The 19,970-nt window shown below is 58.8% G+C and carries 15 protein-coding genes; 12 read left to right on the top strand and 3 right to left on the bottom strand.

The annotated features are described in order from the left end of the window. Window positions 1-302 precede the first annotated feature (302 nt). Complete coding sequence (locus H7B67_RS12180) at window positions 303-3,593, bottom strand: X2-like carbohydrate binding domain-containing protein (protein WP_185120099.1); 3,291 nt, start codon at window positions 3,591-3,593, stop codon at window positions 303-305. Between the two features lie 420 nt (window positions 3,594-4,013). On the opposite strand from H7B67_RS12180, the gene H7B67_RS12175 reads away from it, so the two are divergent. The 3 genes from H7B67_RS12175 to H7B67_RS12165 all read left to right on the top strand — a co-directional run bounded on the left by H7B67_RS12175 (window position 4,014) and on the right by H7B67_RS12165 (window position 7,683). Continuing rightward, window positions 4,014-4,940, top strand: coding sequence for an ABC transporter permease (locus H7B67_RS12175; RefSeq protein ID WP_185120098.1), 927 nt, complete (start codon window positions 4,014-4,016; stop codon window positions 4,938-4,940). A gap of 15 nt (window positions 4,941-4,955) precedes the next feature. Further along, window positions 4,956-5,855 (top strand): carbohydrate ABC transporter permease, encoded by a 900-nt coding sequence (locus H7B67_RS12170; RefSeq protein WP_185120097.1) that lies wholly within the window; start codon window positions 4,956-4,958, stop codon window positions 5,853-5,855. Between the two features lie 133 nt (window positions 5,856-5,988). Continuing rightward, complete coding sequence (locus tag H7B67_RS12165) at window positions 5,989-7,683, top strand: ABC transporter substrate-binding protein (RefSeq protein WP_425353910.1); 1,695 nt, start codon at window positions 5,989-5,991, stop codon at window positions 7,681-7,683. Window positions 7,684-7,752: 69 nt separating this feature from the next. On the opposite strand, the gene H7B67_RS12160 is transcribed toward H7B67_RS12165, so the two are convergent. Next, complete coding sequence (locus H7B67_RS12160; protein ID WP_185120096.1) at window positions 7,753-7,917, bottom strand: DUF1328 domain-containing protein; 165 nt, start codon at window positions 7,915-7,917, stop codon at window positions 7,753-7,755. A 151-nt stretch (window positions 7,918-8,068) separates the two neighbouring features. Between H7B67_RS12160 and H7B67_RS12155 the strand changes: the two genes are divergently transcribed. Next, the gene (locus H7B67_RS12155; RefSeq protein ID WP_185120095.1) at window positions 8,069-8,230 is read left to right on the top strand and encodes a hypothetical protein; all 162 of its coding nucleotides are present in this window, start codon (window positions 8,069-8,071) and stop codon (window positions 8,228-8,230) included. Between the two features lie 363 nt (window positions 8,231-8,593). On the opposite strand, the gene H7B67_RS12150 is transcribed toward H7B67_RS12155, so the two are convergent. Beyond that, window positions 8,594-8,764, bottom strand: coding sequence for a DUF4023 family protein (locus H7B67_RS12150; protein WP_342592589.1), 171 nt, complete (start codon window positions 8,762-8,764; stop codon window positions 8,594-8,596). A 329-nt stretch (window positions 8,765-9,093) separates the two neighbouring features. Between H7B67_RS12150 and rocF the strand changes: the two genes are divergently transcribed. From rocF to H7B67_RS12110, 8 genes are all read left to right on the top strand, one after another. After that, the gene (gene rocF / locus H7B67_RS12145) at window positions 9,094-9,990 is read left to right on the top strand and encodes an arginase (RefSeq protein ID WP_185120094.1); all 897 of its coding nucleotides are present in this window, start codon (window positions 9,094-9,096) and stop codon (window positions 9,988-9,990) included. Between the two features lie 86 nt (window positions 9,991-10,076). Further along, the gene (locus tag H7B67_RS12140) at window positions 10,077-10,880 is read left to right on the top strand and encodes a hypothetical protein (protein ID WP_185120093.1); all 804 of its coding nucleotides are present in this window, start codon (window positions 10,077-10,079) and stop codon (window positions 10,878-10,880) included. Between the two features lie 101 nt (window positions 10,881-10,981). Beyond that, a complete protein-coding gene (locus H7B67_RS12135) occupies window positions 10,982-11,305 on the top strand; it encodes a lipid-A-disaccharide synthase N-terminal domain-containing protein (RefSeq protein ID WP_185120092.1) in 324 nt (107 codons plus the stop codon). A gap of 34 nt (window positions 11,306-11,339) precedes the next feature. Continuing rightward, entirely contained in the window at window positions 11,340-12,263 is a 924-nt protein-coding gene (locus H7B67_RS12130; RefSeq protein WP_185120091.1) for a S66 peptidase family protein, read from the top strand. 900 nt (window positions 12,264-13,163) lie between these two features. Continuing rightward, window positions 13,164-15,008, top strand: coding sequence for a glutamine--fructose-6-phosphate transaminase (isomerizing) (gene glmS, locus H7B67_RS12125; protein ID WP_185120090.1), 1,845 nt, complete (start codon window positions 13,164-13,166; stop codon window positions 15,006-15,008). Between the two features lie 9 nt (window positions 15,009-15,017). Next, window positions 15,018-17,270 carry a glycoside hydrolase family 5 protein gene (locus H7B67_RS12120; protein WP_185120089.1) on the top strand — a complete coding sequence of 751 codons (2,253 nt, stop codon included), beginning with the start codon at window positions 15,018-15,020 and terminating at the stop codon, window positions 17,268-17,270. 1 nt (window position 17,271) lies between these two features. After that, complete coding sequence (locus H7B67_RS12115) at window positions 17,272-18,351, top strand: HEAT repeat domain-containing protein (protein ID WP_185120088.1); 1,080 nt, start codon at window positions 17,272-17,274, stop codon at window positions 18,349-18,351. 193 nt (window positions 18,352-18,544) lie between these two features. After that, window positions 18,545-19,969, top strand: coding sequence for a glycosyltransferase family 2 protein (locus tag H7B67_RS12110; RefSeq protein ID WP_185120087.1), 1,425 nt, complete (start codon window positions 18,545-18,547; stop codon window positions 19,967-19,969). Window position 19,970 lies beyond the last annotated feature (1 nt).

Here is a 19,970-nt window from a genome sequence, read left to right as displayed (position 1 = left end):
CGGCTTGCCGAAGAGCATAAACTTACAATAGCGCGAAGGGACGACCTCTCCCTCCTCATATACACCTTACTTTTGCCTAGGTGAGCTTATCTGAGACTATCTCCTCTCCCAACACACCTTACTCTCGCTGAGATAGTCTCATCTGAGACCATCTCCTCCACGATGTCTACCGGAAGGCCGATCAGTGATGCTTACCGCCATCGACTACAGCCGATCCGTCAGCTTCAATTGATCATGCCGTCCGGCAACGTGCCTCACAGTCTTCGCTTTACTATCGACGACAATGCTGCCCGCCGCTGCCGTTACCGCCCACCATTACCTCCACCATTACCTCCACCATTACCTCCACCATTACCTCCACCATTACCGCCGCCGTTGCCGCTACCATTGCCACCACCATTACCGCCGCCATTGCCGCCACCGTGTCCGGCACCATTACCGCCACCGTGTCCGCCGCCATTGCCGCCGCCGTTACCGCCGCCGTGGCCCGGAGAAACCGGCTGAACCGGAACCTCGAAGCGAAGCGCGTCCGCGAGCATCCATTCGCCGGATTTCTTGACGACGCGAATCGTATGCGTGCCGTTCGGAAGCGAAGAGACTTTATACAAGCTCTTTAGAGCGCCGCGACTGTCCGCGTGGGCATCGACCGTCTGGACCAGCTCGCCGTCGACATAGACGTCCATCTGTCCCAGCTTCGGCCCGGTCGGCGAGAGCAGCTCGATGCCGGTTCCCTTGAACGAGTATTCGAAGGAGGCTCCATTCTCGGTCGTTCCGTGAACGTCGTCCGCGTAGTCGCCGCTGAAGCGGAACGTGAGCTTCGTCGTGCCGACCGGCTGCGCGGCCAGGTACTCCTTCTTGATGGTCGCTTGCGCGCCCGCCACCGTGTAGTCGACTCCCTCCGCGAGAGCGGCGGAGCCGTTATAGATGCCGACCAAGTCGCCCGCGTCGTCCATCAGGCCTACGGTGACGTCCGCTTGCTTACCGGCCGCCAGGTCGAACTCGGCCGCGGAAGTGTCGATCAGGTCGGGAAGCTTCACTCGCAACGCATCCAGCAGCATAAACCGTCCCGACTTCTTGACCGCCTTCAGCGTATGGAAGTCCTTCGGCAGGCCGCCGACCGAATAAACGGTCACCTGCGGCTTGTTGCTGGCATTAGGATCGTAGGTGCTGACCGTTCCTTGGCTGACCCCATCGAGGAAAATCTCGATGTCGCCTTGGCCCGAATCGACCTCGCTGATAAGATCGATGCCGGTTCCATGGAACGAATAGGTGAAGAAGGCTTCGTTGTTCTCCGTCCAGTGGACATCGTCCATGTAGTCGCCGAGGTTGCGTCCGCCGCTGTTGTTCCAAGCTCCGGTATACCGGATAGCGGGATCGTTGTTGTTGATCATCGCGTAGCGGCCTGCGTTCGCCGAACCGGTTACGGCGATGGACAACTCCTGCGAATCGCCTCCGGCGAATTCGAACGCGAGCCGAGTCGTTTGACCGGAAGGCTGCTGCGCCAGATAAGTCGACGGGATCGTGACGACGTTGCCGCTAATCGCATAGTCGCTTCCTCTCGCAAGCGCACTCGTCCCGTTCTTGATATCCGTCAGGGAACTCGTGCCTAGCGGGAGTTCGACCGTAATGTCGGACGGCTCGTTCTTGTCGAAGCTCGTTGCCGAAGGAGTGCCGAGAAGAGAAGCCGTCGTCACCTTCAAAGCATCCAGGATAAAGAAATACTGGCCGCCCGGATTGCGAACCGCCCGAAGCGTGTGTTCCCCAGGTGGCAAATCCGAGATCGAGTAAACCGGAATTTGACCGGTCTGGGGGTCGCCCGACGAGTCGACCGTCTCCTTGAATTCTCCGTCGATATAGATGTCGATTTTGCCGCTGCTATTGCTCTTCTCGGACCAGAGCTCGATTCCCGTGCCGCTGAACGCATACGAGAATTCCGGCTCCGTGCCGTTATCCGGCTCGCCGTAATGGACGTCGCCCATGTAGTCGCCGAACGAGCGTCCGCTGCTGTAACCCCACTTGTTGGCATATTGGATCGCAGGGTCGTTATCGTTCAGCACCACGGAATAGGAAGAAGGTTGTTCCGTTCCCGGTTCTTCCGGCCCGCCATATGTCGAGTCGATCACGGAGACGGACAGGTCTTGGGCATCCTGCACCAGTTGGTTGCCGCCGTTGCGGGTCCAACTGCCGGAATACTCCATTCCCGTATCGTCGTCGTTGACGATCGAAGTGCCGTTAAGGGCGGTTACTTTGAAAAGGCGGGAGGCATGCGGCTCGAGGTACACCGGGGCGATTCCCGTCTGGAAGGCGCCGAGCTCCGTATGGCTCCACAGGTCGCGGACGGAAGCGGAGCCGCTCAGGCCGATGTCGCTCCAATTCACGCCGATGTTAGCGGCCTTGGTGCCGAGGTTGAACAGCGCTACCGTGTACGTACCGTCGCCGTTGTTGGCATACCAGACCTGCTGCTTGGTCGCGGTCGATACCGGATGGATCGGCCGTCCGGCTTGGTTGACGGCGATGACCTCGTCGTTGGTGTACAGGGACAGGCCGTACTCGTCCAGGTTGGTCAGGTCGTCGCCGGTATAGAACGGAGCGGCGGAAGCGGCCCACAGAGTCGCGGCCGTCCGGCGCTCGTCCCTCGTCAGCCCGGAGGTCAACCCGTTGCCGACGTTCAAGGAATCGAGGTCGTTCCAGCCGCCGGGACCCGCGTCCCTCCACCATAAGGCCACGTCGGGGAACAGACGGGCGATGTTGGCCCACGTCGTCATCCCGACTTCGGGGTCGTACGCCTCCACGTCCCAATTGACGCGCCAGCCGTTGGCGTACTTTTTCCAATAGTCGACGTAATTGTGGTCGAGCGCCCAGCTCAGCTCCAGCCAGATGCCGTGGCGGGACAACGCGGTCGACCAGGCCTTCACGTCGTCGCGCGCGTCGATAGATTCGTCGTTATGGCCGGAGCCCGGCGTCACGCTGTCGAACTTGACGAAGTCGACGCCCCAGGAGGCGATCAGATCGGCGATCGAGTCGACGTACTTCTGCGCGCAAGGATTGCTGAAGTCGATCTTGTAGCCGAGGTTCCAGTAGTCCGCATACTTATAAGGCTTCACGACGATGTCGCCGATCGTGCAGCCATCCGCCCCGTAGATCGGAAGATCCTGCTCCACCGCCTGCGGGGACACTCCCGGGATAAAATAAAGGCCGATTTTCTGCCCCTTGGCGTGCACGTAATCCACGAGGTTCTCGAAGCCGTTCGGGTACAGGGTCGTGCTCGGAATCGGACGAGCGTACTCGTCCATGCTGCCGTTCCAGCCCGCGTCGATATTGATGTACTCGAAGCCGTGAGCCTGCAGCTTCTCGTGCATCGCGTCGGAGATCATCTTGATCTTCTCTTCGGAGATCCAATTGCCGGAAGGGCCGTCGTACACTTGCAAGCTGAAGCTGCTCCATCCCATGTAAGGCTTCAGGGCCAAGCCGTTGTCGGCGGCTTCCGCGACGTTCTTGTGCGGCGGGACCCACGCGATCTGGACAAGCACGACGATGGCGAGCAGCAGATAGATCCAGCTTCTTCGCCGACTGCTAGAGCGACTGTTCAACATCCTTTTCCCCCTTCGATCCGTTGATTGGGCAACCGCTACCGGCCGGCCTTCGAATCGCAATGATAGCGCTTACCGCAACCCGATTGTAGTCGATGGCCCGGCTCGTCAGGTAGGTACAACTCGGTCGTTTAGCGTACCATTTTCCCGAAATCGAGGGTACAAATCGGCGAGGACTGGCCATTTGCGGAGGGGGAGAAGCGCGGAGGCGGAAGCGGCGGGAAGGGGGCGAACGGATGCGGAAGGGAGGAGGCGGGCAGCCTCGTTTGGCCTGCCGGCGAACAATTGGCCCCCCGCCGATCGGGAAAGGTGTACGCTTCGGGACGCAATTGTACCTACCTCGCAAGCGGGAAAGCCCCTATCATGGGGATTGTTCAACGGGAAAGCGCTCTCATTACACATCACGTTCGGAAGAAGGGATTCATGTTGGAAGCCGCAACCAAAGGCCTGGGAGCGCGAAGGAGCTTCGCCAGGCACTGGCAGCTGTACCTCATCGTCGCGCCGCCGCTGTTGTTTTTTCTGATCTTTAAATACTATCCGATGCTCAATGCGGTGCTGGCGTTCAAGGACTATTACGTCACGAAGGGAATCTGGGGCAGCCCTTGGGTCGGCTTCAAGAACTTCGAGATGTTCTTCGAGAATCCGGTGTTCTGGACGCTCATCAAGAACACGCTGTTCATCAGCTTCTATCTGCTGCTGGCGGGGTTCCCGATTCCCATCGCGCTGGCGCTCATGCTGAACGAAATCCGCAGCCGGAAGTTCAAGCGCGCCGTGCAGCTGATCACCTTCGCGCCTTACTTCATCTCCACGGTCGTCATGGTATCGATCATCATGCTTTTCCTGGCGCCGCGCCTTGGATTCGTCAACGTTGCCCTGGGCCATCTCGGACTCGAACCGATGAACTTCCTCGGCAATCCGGGCATGTTCTCGTCCATCTACGTCTGGTCGGAGATCTGGCAGACGGCCGGCTATTCGGCGGTCATCTACCTGGCGGCTCTGTCCGCGGTCGATCCGACGCTGTACGAAGCGGCGAAGGTCGACGGGGCGTCGCGCTTCCAGAAAATATGGAACGTCGACCTGCCGGGCATCCTGCCGACGATCACGATCATACTCATCCTGAACGTCGGCAACGTCATGGCGATCGGCTTCGAGAAAATCTACCTGCTGCAGAACAACCTGAACATCTCCAGCTCGGAGATCATCGCCACGTACGTGTACCGGATCGGTCTGCTGAACGCGAACTACAGCTTCGCGACGGCCGTCGGCCTGTTCAACTCGGTCATCAACCTGATCCTGCTGTTCTCGGTTAACGCATTGGCCAAACGGTTTTCCAACTCGAGCATTTGGTAATCAAGAGGTGATTCCATGATAAACGCTACTACCCGGATCAAAGAATCGGCGGGCGACCGGTTGTTCCTGATCGTCGTCTACGCCGTCCTGTCCGTCGTGCTCGTCGCGGTGCTTTATCCGCTGATCTATATTTTCAGCAGTTCCCTCAGCAGTCCGTCCGCCGTCTCGGCCGGCCGCGTGTGGCTGTGGCCCGTCGATTTCTCCATCAAAGGCTACGAGACCCTGTTCAAAAATCCGCAGATCCTGACCGGCTACGGCAACTCGCTCTTCTATACGGCCGCAGGCACGCTCATCAGCGTCACGTTGACCGTCATGCTCGCCTATCCGCTGTCTCGGCGGACGTTCTTCGGACGCAACGCGATCATGATGATCGTGACCTTCACGATGCTGTTCAGCGGCGGGCTGATTCCAACCTATATGGTGGTCAAGGCTCTCGGCCTGATCGATTCCCGGTGGGCGCTGCTGATTCCGAACGCGATTTGGGTATGGCAGGTCATCATCGCGAGATCGTTTTTCCAGTCTTCGATTCCGGAGGAGCTCGCGGAGGCGAGCGACATGGACGGCTGCAGCGACCTGCGGTTCATGAGAAGCGTCGTCCTTCCGCTGTCCAAGCCGATTATCGCCGTTCTCGTGCTCATGTACGCGGTCGGCCAATGGAACGCCTACTTCGACGCGCTGATCTACCTGAAGACCGCGGACAAATATCCGCTGCAGCTTATCCTGCGAAGCATCATCATCCAGAACAACAGCGGCAGCTCCCTCATGGACGCGATGAAGCAGGTCGAGCGGCAGCAGCTCGCCGAGCTTCTCAAATATTCGCTCATCGTCGTCGCCACCCTTCCGGTGCTGCTGATTTACCCGTTCGTGCAGCGGCACTTCGTCCAAGGGATGCTGGTCGGGTCGGTCAAAGGCTGAATCGGCCGGGAGCTTCTCATGAAGGGGGGGATGCCGGAGGCGGCGCGGAGCCTTCTCGGCACGGATGGACGCAAGATCAGATTGTCGAAGGATGATTCGAACCTATATTCGGGAAAAGGGAGCGAGATCCATTTTGAAAAAGAGAATGATAAGCCTTCTATCGATCGCCCTGCTGCTCGGCGGCCTATTGGCCGGCTGTTCCGGCAACAATAACGAAGGAAGCGGCGGCTCCGCCTCGGGATCGGAATCGCCGTCCTCTTCCGGCGCCTCTTCCTCGGAGCCGGCAGCCGCCGAACCGACCAAGATCAAGGTGTTCGCCGTCCAGGAGCCGAACATCGACCTGGCGACGAACAAGTTCACCCTCTTCGCGGAGGAGAAGTTCGGCATCGACTTCGACTTCGAGGCCGTCCCCTCCGACGGCGCGAAGGAGAAACGCCAGATCTCGCTCGCCAGCGGGGACTATCCGGACGCTTATATCCTCACGGCCTACATCGATCAATTCTCGCAGGCGGACCTTCTCAAGTACGGACAACAAGGCGTGCTCGTCCCCCTGAACGACCTGATCGACCAATACGCGCCGAACATCAAGGCGGCGCTGGAGAGCAACGCGGACTTCAAGGCGTTCAGCGTCGCTCCGGACGGCAACATCTACGGCTTGCCTTCGTACGCGCAATGCTTCCATTGCTCGTATCCGAACAAGATGTGGCTCAACACGACGTGGCTCGAGAAGATGAATCTCGAGATGCCGAAGACGACGGACGACTTCAAGAAGGTGCTGGAAGCGTTCAAGAACGACGATCCGAACGGCAACGGCAAGAAGGACGAAGTTCCTCTCAGCGGCTCCACGGAAGACTACGGCGTACGGATCGTTCCGTACTTGATGAACGCGTTCGTCTATGACGACGACCGGAACCACCTGATGCTGAAGGACGGCAAGGTGTCCTCTTCGGCGACGACGGAGGAGTGGAAGCAGGGGCTCGCCTACATCAAGTCGCTGTACGACGAAGGCTTGATCGATCCGGGCGCGTTCACGCAGAACTCCGAAGCGTTCAAGAAGATCGGCGAGAACGCGGACGTGCAAATTCTCGGCGCCGGCGCCGGCATGCACCCCGCCATCTTCGTCAACATCGACAAGGGCAACAAGTACTCCAAGGATTACAACGCGGTTCCTCCTCTGACCGGACCGAACGGCGTCTCGTACGCGACCCACGACAACGGCGGCGTTGCGCCCGGAGCGAAGTTCGCGATCACGAACAAGGCCAGCGAGGAAGCGAAGATCGCCCTCATCAAGTTCATCGACTACCTGTTCACGCCGGAAGGCCAGACGAACGCCGCATCGGGCTTGGAAGGCATCGACTGGAGAAAGCCGACGGAGGGCGAAGTCGCGCTCGGAGAAGGCGTAACGCCTCTGTTCGCGCCGATTCCGGCCGCCGAAGGCGAAGCGCCGCGCAACGCGGGTTGGAGCGGAATGGGCCACTTCTACATGACGAAGGAATACCGCGACAGCTTCGTGCAAGGCACGGATATCTACGACTCGACCGGCTACGAACGCCGCCTGTACCAAGCTTCGCTGCTGTACGAAGGCAAGGAGCCTAAGGAGCTGTTCCCGATCTGGGCGCTCTGGCTCGACCCGGCCGAGACCGACGAGGCCAGCATGCTGCAGACGAACATCCGGACGTACATCGACGAGAACACGCTGCAATTCATCACCGGCAACAAGAGCCTGGACAAGGACTGGGACAGCTACATCAAGGGCTTAAACGGCCTCAAGCTGGACCGCTACCTTGAAATCCTTCAGAAGTCTTACGACAATTCTACCTTTAAGTAAGAGGAAAAAGGGAAAGAGGGTCTCCGACGTCATCGAATGACGGTTGGAGACCCCTTTTATCGCGTGGGCTCAGGCTCTGTTGCGGGCGCCGAAGATGAGTCCGAGGATGAACAGGATGATAAAGACGAAAAACAACACTTTGGCGATGCCTGCCGCGGCGGCGACGATTCCGCCGAAACCGAAGATAGCGGCGACAATGGCGATGATCAGGAACACGACCGACCAATATAACATATGCGTCTCCTCCTTTGGTTGTGGCTGATGTAGGCTTGCTTGCCCCCTCCTTACCACTTGTCCCGCGGAATGAAACGCATGATTAAATCGTCGGGCGTCAGGGTAATACCGTTACGAGCATCCAATCTGGGACAAGAAAGGATGATGACCCATGGCAATCGAACATCGCAACGTAGGCGTCGAAGAGCGGATCGTCGAGAAAAAATCGGACTCCAGCAAAGTAGGGACCGCCATCATCAAGTACGCGACCTATCTGATCATTTTCTTCGGAGTTTTGTATTTCCTGATTCAATATATCCTTCCGAAGTTTTGATCGGGACTTAGCCGGACGATCCGGCGCGGAAAGGCAAACGCCGAGCCCTGGATAGGGGTTCGGCGTTTTCGTATGCGGCGTGCCCCGTGAAGCGGGAGGGGGCAGCTAGGCGTCGAGGATGCGAACTATAACGGAACTCATAGCCCTTATTTCTGCTAAGAATGGCTCTTTTCCGTTCTAACGGAAACAGGAGACCTTATTTTAGGCGAAGCGGCCTGATTTCTGGCTATTGCTCCAAAATAACGTCTCTCACTTCCGTTAGAATTCAGAAAAGAGATTTTGGAGCGAAATAACGTCTCTCACTTCCGTTACAACTTCAAAAGACGCCAAGGGCCGCTCATCGGTCCGCTAGGCGTCTTTTGCTTATTTGTTCGTGCTGTGCTGCTTGCCGGGCAATACGTTGCCTTCGCTGCCTTTGGCGCGATTGCGGTTCTTCTCGGCTTTCTTCTGATTGTCCTGGATCTTCTGGACGAATTCGCCGGTGCTGTCTGGGGACGTAACGATCGCCTCCTTCCTCCTGATGGCCGTGTCCACAGTAGCATATCCAAATTCAGGGCAAACATGAATAGAAGAGGTTTTCCCCCGTCGAATACGTTTTGCGAGCGTTCTCCAATTGAATGAGACTCATGGCGCCCGAGCCGCTCCAACCTGAAAAATTCAGGTTGCAGGGCCCAAACAAGGTGTTCTACGAGCTCTAGCCCGAAAAATTCGGGTTAGAGAACCGCGTCCGAATGAAGTTAGCAAGTTTACTTTCAAAATAGAGCGATTAGGTCCGAAAACGCGCAGCGGACCGCGAGCATACAATGGAATAGACCCCCGTTGTGCCTCTCTTGTCGGATAGCAGGGGGAGGGAGGGCGATTGGATGCGCATAAAGAAAGTCGGACTGGTCTGCGTCCCGTTCGGACTCGGCGGAGCACGGGAAGGCGCAGAGCTGGGGCCGCGGAGCGTCATGAACGCCGGGATCCTTAAACAGCTGGAGAGCTTGGGTATCGAAGAAATAACGGTTAGAGACGTCTTGTGCCCGCAGAGGCCGACCGGCCTGCCGAGCGGGGGACGCATGCGATACGAGATCGAGGTGCGCCGGATGAGCGATCTGATGTGCGAGCAGGTGGCAGACCTAACGGCTAATGGCTATATGCCCATCGTGCTCGGAGGCGACCACAGCGTGGCGATCGGTTCGCTCTCCGGCATTACGGAGCGCGATGGCAGCCCTGGCGTTATCTGGATCGATGCCCATAGCGATTTGAATACGGAGGCGACGAGCCCTTCCGGCAACGCGCACGGCATGCCCTTGGCCGTCGCACTCGGCAAAGCGCAATTCAAATTGTCGGGCGCAAGCGGCAAGTCGATTCGCAAGGAGAAGCTCGTCCTGATCGCGGCAAGGGACCTCGATCCGGGAGAGAAGGAGCTCATCCGCGCCGATGGAATCGCGTGTTTCACCATGCATGACATCGATAGGCTGGGCATGAAAACGGTGATGGACAGAGCGCTGGAGATCGCGGGAGAAGGAACGGCCTCTCTGCACGTCAGCTTGGACATGGATTCGCTGGATCCCTCGGAAGCGCCGGGAGTCGGCACCCCGGTTCCGGGCGGTTTGAGCTACCGGGAAGCCCATCTGGCGATGGAGCTGCTGGCGGAATCGGGCAAGGTCACCTCGCTCGACATCGTCGAGGTCAATCCGACTCTGGACAGCGGAGGCAGAACCGCCCGGCTGGCCGTCGAATTGTGCGCCTCCCTGCTAGGCAAAACCATCCTCTAGAACCCTGGTCGATTGACTTTGCGCCTGGCGTTGCAGTACAAATGAAGAGGTATAGACACCAACGATTAGGAATGGAGGCGGATCCCATGAGGGCGAAGCCCGCAAAACATACCCCGCCCAGCGCCGCCATCCGGCCGGCGATCCGGTTAACGGGACGCCGGCGCATGGCAGCCGTTGCCGTCCTTCTGCTCGCTTGCTTGTTCCTTCTGACCTCTTGCGTGCAAGGCCAGGCTCATCTGAAGATCAACCGGGACGCAACCGCCGACCTCCATTTGAATCTGGCCGTCTCCAGCAAAGCGCTTGACCTGATAGGCAAGCCGGAGCTGCTTCGGCAGGCGGCGGAACGAGTCGCGGGAGACCGGATGGCGTTCAAGGCTTACGAGAAGGACGGGCAGCAGGTGCTGGAGGGAACACGGCACTTCGATCTTAAGGAGATGAGGCAGCAGCCGATGGATCTTCCGGAAGGAGTCGAAGTCGAACACAGCTCGGAGAAGCACTTTTTCTACACTAAATATCATGTCGCGGTTACGGTCGATACGGACAAGCTGATGGAGGGAAGCGGGGGAGCGGACTCGGAGAGCATGACGGACAAGCTGTCCTCGCTCTCTCCTCTTGTGAAGAAGCTGGTGCTGAGCCAGCTGGACTTCGACCTCAAGGTCACGTTCCCCTTGAAGCCCGGCGCGAATAACGCTCCCGGGACGGAGGACGGCGGCCGAACGCTGGTTTGGCCTTTCTCCTTCACGGAGCCGAACCGCTTCGAGCTGGATTTTAACGCGCCGAATTTGAAGAACATTCTGATCGTCGGAGCTCCCGCGCTTCTCGTTATCCTCGGAGGAGGCGTCTGGCTGATCGTTCGCCGCCGAAGGAGCAAGCGAGGCAAACCCGCTTAAGAAGCATCGGAGCTTCTTAGGGATGGAAGTGACACATATAGTTGATTAAGAAATAGGAGCTCCGGCCCGATAATCCCATTCAAGATTCGAGGCGAATAGGCATGTGGGAGAAGCTGACCGGTCATCTAACCGTCGAGGAGCTGCTCTGGATCTCCTTCGGCCTTATCGGCCAAATCATGTTCACCGGCCGGTTCATCGTTCAATGGATCGCGAGCGAGCGGGCCCGGAGAAGCGTCGTCACCCGATCCTTCTGGCTGTTCAGCATTCTCGGCAGCAGCATGCTTTCCATCTATGCGATCTACCGAAGGAACCCCGTCTTCATTCTCGGCCAGGTGCCGGGAATTTTTATCTACTTCCGCAATCTGATGATCATGAGGAATGAAGAGAAAGAGAACGAGAAGGTGTCGGAAAAAGCCACGGGCTAGCGTGCGAATGCTCTTCTTTAGAGGAGGCGAGGGGATGGCGGTTCAATCGCCCGCGCTGCGGCGGGGAGATACGGTCGGCATCGTGACGCTCGGCAGCCCGCTGGATGCCGGCGTGATTCGCGAGAGAATCCGGTATCTGGAGGGCATGGGCTTCAGGGTTGTCGTCGGGCGGCATGTCTTCGATCAGAACGGTTTTCTGGCGGGGAGCGAGGAAGGGCGAGCGGCGGATCTGATGGCGATGTTCGCCGACCCGAACGTGCGGCTGATTCTGCCGTCCCGCGGAGGGGTAGGCGTCGAAGGCATTCTTCCTTATCTCGACTTCGGCGTCATCCGGTCGCGCCCGAAGCTGATCAGCGGTTATAGCGACATCACGGTGCTGCTCAACGCAATCTCGCAATTCTCCGGACTCGTTACGCTGCACAGCCTTATGCTTATCGACTTCAAGCCGGAAACCCCGGCATATAACTTCAATCAATTCTTTGCGGCGGCTTCCTCCTCGGACGTCCCGAGGTCGATCGCCAACCCTCCGGAGATGGCTCCGATGAGAGGGAGAGTTCCCGGCAACGCGTTCGGGCCGCTTGCCGGAGGCAACCTCACGTCGCTCGTAGGAACGCTAGGAACTCCATACGAGATCGATACCCGAGGCAAGGTATTGCTGCTGGAGGAGACCCACGAGCCGATCAATACGGTTTACCGGTACTTGGAGCAGATGAAGCTGGCCGGCAAATTCGATGGCGTTGCCGGCATCGTCATGGGCGAGTGCACCAATTGCGCGGACGCGTATGGGAAGTCGTACGAAGACCTGATCGAGGACTTCATGGTTCCGCTAGGCAAGCCGCTCGTCACGGGCATCGCCTCCGGCCACGGCACGTACAAGGCCGCCTTGCCGATCGGCGCGTTCGCGAACTTGGACGCTAGTAGCGGGAGCTTGGTTTTGATGGAGCCGGCTGTGGGGTAGATGATAAGGGAAAGGAGTTCTAAAAGAAGATCAGGTGTCCCCTATTATTACAGGAGTAAGTGAATAGGATTGGGCCCAATTTCGCAGCTTCAATCTAAGTTACTTAAGGGTTATAGAATATGATTTCGAAAGTAAAGTGATTGCTTTCTACAGTGCGAATAGGAAGTTCACATGATTCTCCTGTAGGTTTCGCACCTGGAAATGGCGAACAAAATGTTTGTATGTTATTGTTTATCTGCAATTAATTATTGCTTGATTTTTGAATTTATGCGGTTTTAGGTCGCAAGAGGAAGAAAGTGTTCCTTTACGACCTTAAATCGCTGTCGCATCCCGCAGGGGATGCGTGGATTGAAATAGCTCGATGTTGTTGGTTAACGAAGTGTTTTGCTGATAGTCGCATCCCGTGCGGGATGCGTTGAACCCTAAGGCAGTCTCGATCCGAGACCGCCTTTTCGGCGTTCCTTAGGCAGGCGAATTCGCCGCCGCACGCCCCCTAGCCGCTCGAACAGACGGACCAAGTGCTCTTTTTCGCAGCACAAGGGATATTTTGGTCCGTCCCCCACCGAAAACCTGCTCTTAACGGCCCGAACTCTGAAAAATGACATGATAATTTTTTAAAAACGATCGCAACCCCGGTTTTTCTGTAAGGAAAAGAAATCCATCCTCGAAATCCCTATCGAGCTACGGCTTTACCTCGCATGGAAGATTTTTACCTCGCCGCATAAGGACGGACGAACGATTTCCGATTCTAATCCTTTTCTGAGAAGCCGGCCCCCTAATGTTAAGATTTCCTCAGGTTTGGCGCCTCGGCTCCGGTTTATAGTGATTAGGTCGGCAGGGATGGCTCGAAAGAGGGGGTCCTTCCCTGCAAGTAAGCTGGACGAGGAGTGGACGTTAGCAATGTGCGGAATTATGGGATATATAGGCGCTAAGCCGTCGGAACGAATCATCGTGGAAGGCCTGCGGAAGCTGGAGTACCGAGGGTACGATTCGGCGGGAATCGCGGTGTGCACCGACAGCGGCATGAAGGTCGTGAAGGCGAAGGGCCGCATCAAGGAGCTGGAGAATCGGCTGAACGGCCACGATCTGGCGACGGGAACGGTCGGCATCGGCCATACCCGTTGGGCCACGCACGGGAAGCCTTCCGACGAGAATTCGCATCCCCATACGGACGGCCAGATGAAAGTCTCGGTCGTGCACAACGGAATTATCGAAAATTACATGGAGCTCAAAAAAGAGCTGGAGGAGACCGGAGTCCGCTTCGTCTCCGAGACGGACACCGAGGTCATCTCCCATCTGATCGCTTCCGAATACGAGGGAGACATCGTTCGGGCGGTGCAGCGGGCAACCGCTAGAATGCGCGGCGCTTATGCCTTGGCGGTGCTGTCCGAGCAGGAACCGGACAAGCTGATCGCGGCTCGGCTGCATAGCCCTCTGATTATCGGGCTCGGGGATGGCGAGCACTTCATCGGCTCCGATATTCCCGCGATCCTGGAGCATACGCGCGACGTTTACATTCTCGACGACGGCGAGATGGCCGTTCTGACGAGAGATGCCGTCGAGCTCATGACGATAGAAGGCAATCCGATCGCCAAGGAGCCGTTCCGCGTCAACTGGGATTTGGCGGTCGCGGAGAAGGACGGCTTCGATCACTTCATGCTCAAGGAGATCCACGAGCAGCCCAGGGCCTACCGGGATACGATCGGCAACCGCCTGCTCGGCGCGTATCCTTGGGTACACCTGCCGGAACTGACGCTGACTCCGGAGAGAATCCGGCTGTTCCGACGGGTGCATATCGTCGCTTGCGGCACCGCGTACCACGCGGGACTCGTCGGCAAGCAGGCGCTCGAGCGCTGGGCCCGCATTCCGGCGGAGGCGGACGTGGCCTCGGAATACCGTTATCGATCCCCGCTCGTCGCCGAAGATACGCTCGTCATCGTCGTGAGCCAATCCGGCGAGACGGCGGATACGCTAGCCGCGCTGCGGGAAGCAAAGCGCCAAGGAGCGCATGTCATCGCGATCACGAACGTGGTCGGAAGCTCCGTCGCCCGGGAAGCGGATGACGTGCTGTTCACGATGGCCGGCCCGGAGATCTCCGTCGCATCGACGAAGGCATATTCGACGCAGTTGCTCGCGTTCTACATTCTGGCCCTTCATATGGCCCGCGCCCGCCGGTCGCTCCCGGACGAGGAGTTCGCTCCGATCGTCGAGGCGCTGCGCAAGCTTCCGGAGCAGGCGGAGCAGGCCCTGAAGCAAGCCGAAGAGATCCGCTCCTACGCGGAGGAGATCTCGCATCATCGCCACCTCTTCTTCCTGGGACGCGGGATGGACTACGCGGTGGCGCAGGAAGGCTCCCTTAAGCTGAAGGAAATCTCGTACATTCATTCGGAGGCGTACGCGGCGGGCGAATTGAAGCACGGCACGCTGGCGCTGATCGAGGAAGGCACGCCCGTCGTCGCGTTGGCGACGCAGCCCGAATTGTACGAGAAGACGGTCAGCAACATTCGCGAGGTCATGGCCCGCGGCGCGACGGTGCTTGGCATCGCCAGCCCAAGCGGCAGCCGAGGCGACGCGAACCTCGCTTCCCGCGTCGACCGCGTGCTGACGATTCCGGATACGCATCCGATGCTAACCCCGGCGCTCTCGGTCATCCCTCTGCAGCTTCTCGCCTATTACGCGTCGACCGCGCTCGGCTACGACGTGGACAAGCCGCGCAATCTCGCCAAGAGCGTCACGGTGGAATAAGCGGGAACGATGAGCCATTCCCAAAAAAGAGCTTGGTGGAAGGGCGGCAAAGGCGCGGCGGCGGGGCTCGTTCTGCTCGCGGCCGTCGCGGCAGGCGGGTTCTACCTCCGGGAGCGATCCGCCGATGCCGTTCCGGCCATCGAGAGCGCCATCCAAGCGGACGGAACGCAGATCAAGTTCAAGACCGAAGGCGAGACGGTCCAGATATTCCGGGACGGCAAGTGGGAGCCGCTGTTCCTTCAAGGCGTCAATCTCGGGGCTACGGTTCCGGGTTATTTTCCGGGCGAATTCCCGATAACAAGGGACGACTACATGAACTGGTTCGGTCAGATCAAGGAGATGGGCGCGAACGTCATTCGGGTGTATACGCGCCATCAGCCGGTGTTCTACGAGAGCTTGGTGGCTTACAACCGGAAGCACGCGGACGATCCGCTCTACTTTATTCAAGGAATCTGGTCGCCGGAGGAGCAACTGATCGAGAAGAAGGATGCCTACGATGCCGATATCGTCGCGCAGTTCCGGGAGGAGATCGCAAGCGACGTCAAAGCGGTGTACGGCGACCTCGAGATGCCCGATACGCAGGGCAAATCGTCCGGCGATTACAAGGCGAACGCGGGGCCTTACCTGCTCGGCTGGAGCATCGGAACCGAATGGGACCCCGAGATGGTGGCGAACACGAACAAGCTTCACGCGGATAAGGCCGCTTATACGGGCGATTACTTCGGAACGACGGCCAAAGCGTCTCCGTTCGAGGCGTGGCTCGCCGGGATGGTCGATTTCGCGGCGCAGACGGAAGCGGCTTACGGGTGGCAGCACCCGATGAGCTTCACGAACTGGGTGACCACCGACGTGCTGTCCCATCCGAACGAGCCTCTTTTTACCGAGGACATGGCCGCCGTCGACGCGACGCATCTGAAGCCGCTGCATTGGAGCGCCGGGTATTTCGCTTCTTATCACGTCTATCCGTATTACCCGGATTTTTTCCGGTACAACGCGGAAGGCAAGGGCGATACGGAAGCCGATACTTATGCCGCTTACCTGAAGGAACTGAAGGCTTACCACGCCGGAATGCCGATCATGGTAACGGAGTACGGGGTCCCGTCTTCCTCGGGAATCTCCCACGTGGCGCCGCTCGGCCGCTCGCAAGGCGGGCATAACGAGGTCGAGCAGGGCGAGATCGACGCGGAGCTGACGGAGACGATCCATGACGAGGGATATGCGGGAGCCATCCTGTTCATGTGGCAGGACGAATGGTTCAAGAAGACGTGGAACACGATGCCGATGGAGCTTCCGGAGGATCGCCGCGCTTATTGGCTGAACGTCCTGACGAACGAGAAGCAATTCGGCCTGCTCGGCATGTATTCCGGGCTGGAGAACAAGATTCGCATGGACGGCGACGACTCCGATTGGAAAAAGCTGAAGAAGGACGAGAAGTCGGACATTGCCGCGGAAGTGCCGGGGATTGCCGGGATCGAAGCCGCGCACGACGAAGCTTACGTCTACTTGGGCATCCATCTCGATCACGATTTCGATCCGTCCAAGGAGAGGATCCAGATCGGGACCGACACGCTTCCGGGCGGTAACAAGCACGGGGAAGAGCTGGCCGGCAAGACGCTGGACGAAGGCTTGGAGACGCTGCTGACGATCGGAAGCGACGAGGAGACAAGCGTCAAGATCGCGGCGAACTACGATATGGAGAAAAGGCTGTACGGTTACGTGTACGGAATGATCGTGATGTCCGAGAAGGAGATCAAGGACGATTCGGGGCTCTTCAACGAGTGGAAGCTTCCGGTCAGCCTGAAGATGGAGCCGCCGGACACGAAGTACGCCCATCCGTTCGAGGACAGCGACGTCGGCTCGCTGCGCCGGGGAACGAACAGCCCCGCCAGCGCCGCTTACGATTCGCTCGCGATGTGGCAGTACGAAGGAGACTTCATCGAGGTGCGCATCCCGTGGATGCTGCTCGGCCTCGCCGATCCCAGCTCGCTTACGGCGGTCAGCTACGAGATGCCGGACAAGGCGTTCAAGACGACCGCCATCGATGGAATTCGCTTCGTTCCCTGGATCGTGAACAAGGAGACGGGGGAAGCGGCGGGCCTCGATACGCCGGACGGCGGCGCTTATCCGGTCTCGCAATTGGCCAAGTATACGTGGTCCGGCTGGGACGCGGTGACGTACACGGAACGATTGAAGCCTAGCTATTCGGCGATGCAGGAGACGTTTAAGCGATTGAACGCGACGCCGAAGACGGGAGGGAATTGAGTTGTATTCGAACATGAATATCGCGATAGCGGTTATCGCCGTTCTGGTCGGCGTTATCGTCGTCGGCCTCGGGGTATTGTTCTCCATGAAGCTGAAGGAGATTCGAAAGCGCCGCGACGAAGAGGCGTTCCGGGCGAGGTTCAGCGACTGGTTCACCTATATTCTCGCGAACGCGGACGGCGACGAGCCTCTGTTCATCCCGAACGCGCCGCTCTCGAAGGCGGAGAGACGGATCGTTCGCGAACGGCTCGTCCACTGGATCGAGCAGTTCAAGGGCGTTCCGCAGAGAAGATTGATCGAGCTGGCGGAACGGATGGGGCTTGTCTCCGAACAACTGAAGAGGCTCGACAGCCCGTTCGAATGGGTGAAGCTCGACGCGGCTTACCATCTCGGCTGCATGCGTTCGGCGCAGGCGGTTCCGGGCATGATGGAGCTGCTGAAGTCGCTGAAGCCGGGGCCGCTTGCCTACATTCCGGCGCGGGCCATCGCGAAATGCGCCGCCCGCGCGGACGAGCTGCGCGAAGTGACGGACGTTCTGCTGTCGCACAAGAAGGACGCGCAGCCGCTCATCGCGGACATTCTGAGGGAATCGGAGCTGGATTACGCGCCGATGCTCGCGACTTTCCTGCGCAGCTCCGATCCCGAGCGGGTGAAGCTCGCGCTGGCCGCGATGACCGGCTCGCCGGCGGACGGAGTGGCCGACACGCTGTACAAGCTGACGGGCTCGGAGGAGAAGGAGCTGAGCCTGGAAGCCGCCCGGCTTCTGCTGAAGAACCGGAAGGCGCTCACCCAGGAGCGGATCGCGCGGCTGTTCGCGCATCCCGAGCCCGACGTTCGCGCCGTCACGGCCGAAGCGATCGGCGAGCTCGGCTTGACGTCGAGCGTCGGCATGCTGGCCGCCGGCCTCTCCGATCCGGAATGGCAGGTTCGGTTCGGCAGCGGGCGCAGCCTGGCCCGCTTGGGCGAAGGAGGCATCGCGGCGCTTCGCGAAGCGGCCGAGTCCGACTCGGAAATCCGCCGGGAGACGGCGCTCGCCGTGCTCCGCGAGACTTCCGGCCGGAGACGGAGAACCGCCTCGTAAGGGGCCGTTTCAAGGGATTATCCAGAGCGGCTTGAGAGGTTCGAGAGTGGTCTGAGAGTGCTTCAAAAGTGCTTCAAGAGTGCTTCAAGAGTGCTTCAGGGTCCGCGCTTGCCCGTATCGTCTCCGCAAAGCTACTCGGCGTCGACAGGGCGCCGAAGGCGTTTTGGCTTGAGAAAGGGGTTTTATACTGGCCATGAGAGAGATTCTGCTCGGCTACGGATCGGCGATCACGTATTACGTCGTCGCCGTCACGCTGATTTATTTCGTCATATTGTTTCTGTCTTATCGAGGCGTCTATGCCATGAGGAAAGGGGCGGCTTATTCCAAGTTCCAGTCGCTGGCCGGATCGGAATCCGCGCCGCCCGTCTCGCTTCTCGTTCCCGCGTACAACGAGGAGCTTACCATCATCGACAACGTAAAAAATCTGCTTACGCTTCATTATCATACGTACGAAGTCATCGTCGTCAACGACGGCTCGAACGACAACACCCTGAAGGTGCTGATCCAAGCGTTCGGTCTCGTCCCGAAGGAGGACGAGACGATTCGCTATTCGATCGACTGCACGCAGGTCCGGACCGTCTATCACAATCCGGAATACCCGAACCTGTTCGTCGTGGACAAACCGAACGGCGGCAAAGCCGACTCGTTGAACGCCGGCATCAACCTGTCCCACTATCCGCTTATCTGTTCGATCGACGCGGATTCGCTGCTGGAGAAGGATGCCTTGATCCGGATGGCTCGCGTCTACATGGAGAATCCGGCGGAGACGGTCGCCATCGGAGGCAACGTTCGCATCGCGAACGGCTGCACGATCCGGGACGGCGTCGTCGAGGACGTCCGGCTGCCGCGCAAGATGTGGCCGATGTTCCAGACCCTCGAATATATGAAGGCATTCCTCGGGGGACGGATCGGCTGGAGCCATATCAACGGGCTCATTATCGTCTCCGGCGCGTTCGGCATGTTCCGCAAGGATAAGGTCGTCGAGGTCGGCGGCTACCGGGACGGATATCCGGGAGAAGACATGAACATCATCATCAAGCTTCATCGGCACATGCTGGACCAGAAGCTGCCCTACCGGGTCGCCTATTGCCCCGATGCCGTCTGTTGGACGCAGGCTCCGGATACTTACCGGATTCTGAGCAGCCAGCGCAAGCGCTGGGGACGCGGCAACCTGAAGAACATGATCGAGAACCGCGACATGTTTTTCCGCCCGAAGTACAAGGTGTTCGGAATGCTTACCGTTCCTTACAACGTCCTGTTCGAGACGCTGAACCCGTACTTCAAGCTGACGGGCCTGCTCGCGCTGATAGGCTACGTGGCAATGGACATGACGAAGTGGCCGGTGCTGCTCGTCTTCGCCGCGATCAACTTCCTGAGCGGGTACCTGCTCGCCGTCGGATCGCTCGTGCTCGAACAGCTCGCGTTCCAGCGGTATCCCCGCATGAAGGATATGGCCAAGATGATCGGATTTTCCGCGCTTATGTTCCTGGGCTATTACCAGCTCGGCGTTCTGTGGCGCTTCCAAGGACATATCGAATATTTGCGCAAAAACAACACCTGGGGAGTCATGACGCGGCAGAGCTGGAATCAGGATGCGACTACGACCACGTCCCCGTGAC

The organism is Cohnella thailandensis (assembly GCF_014212135.1).
GTDB lineage: Bacteria > Bacillota > Bacilli > Paenibacillales > Paenibacillaceae > Cohnella > Cohnella thailandensis.
The sequence above is the reverse complement of the archived record's forward strand: the minus strand, read 5'-3'. Positions and strand labels throughout refer to the sequence as shown.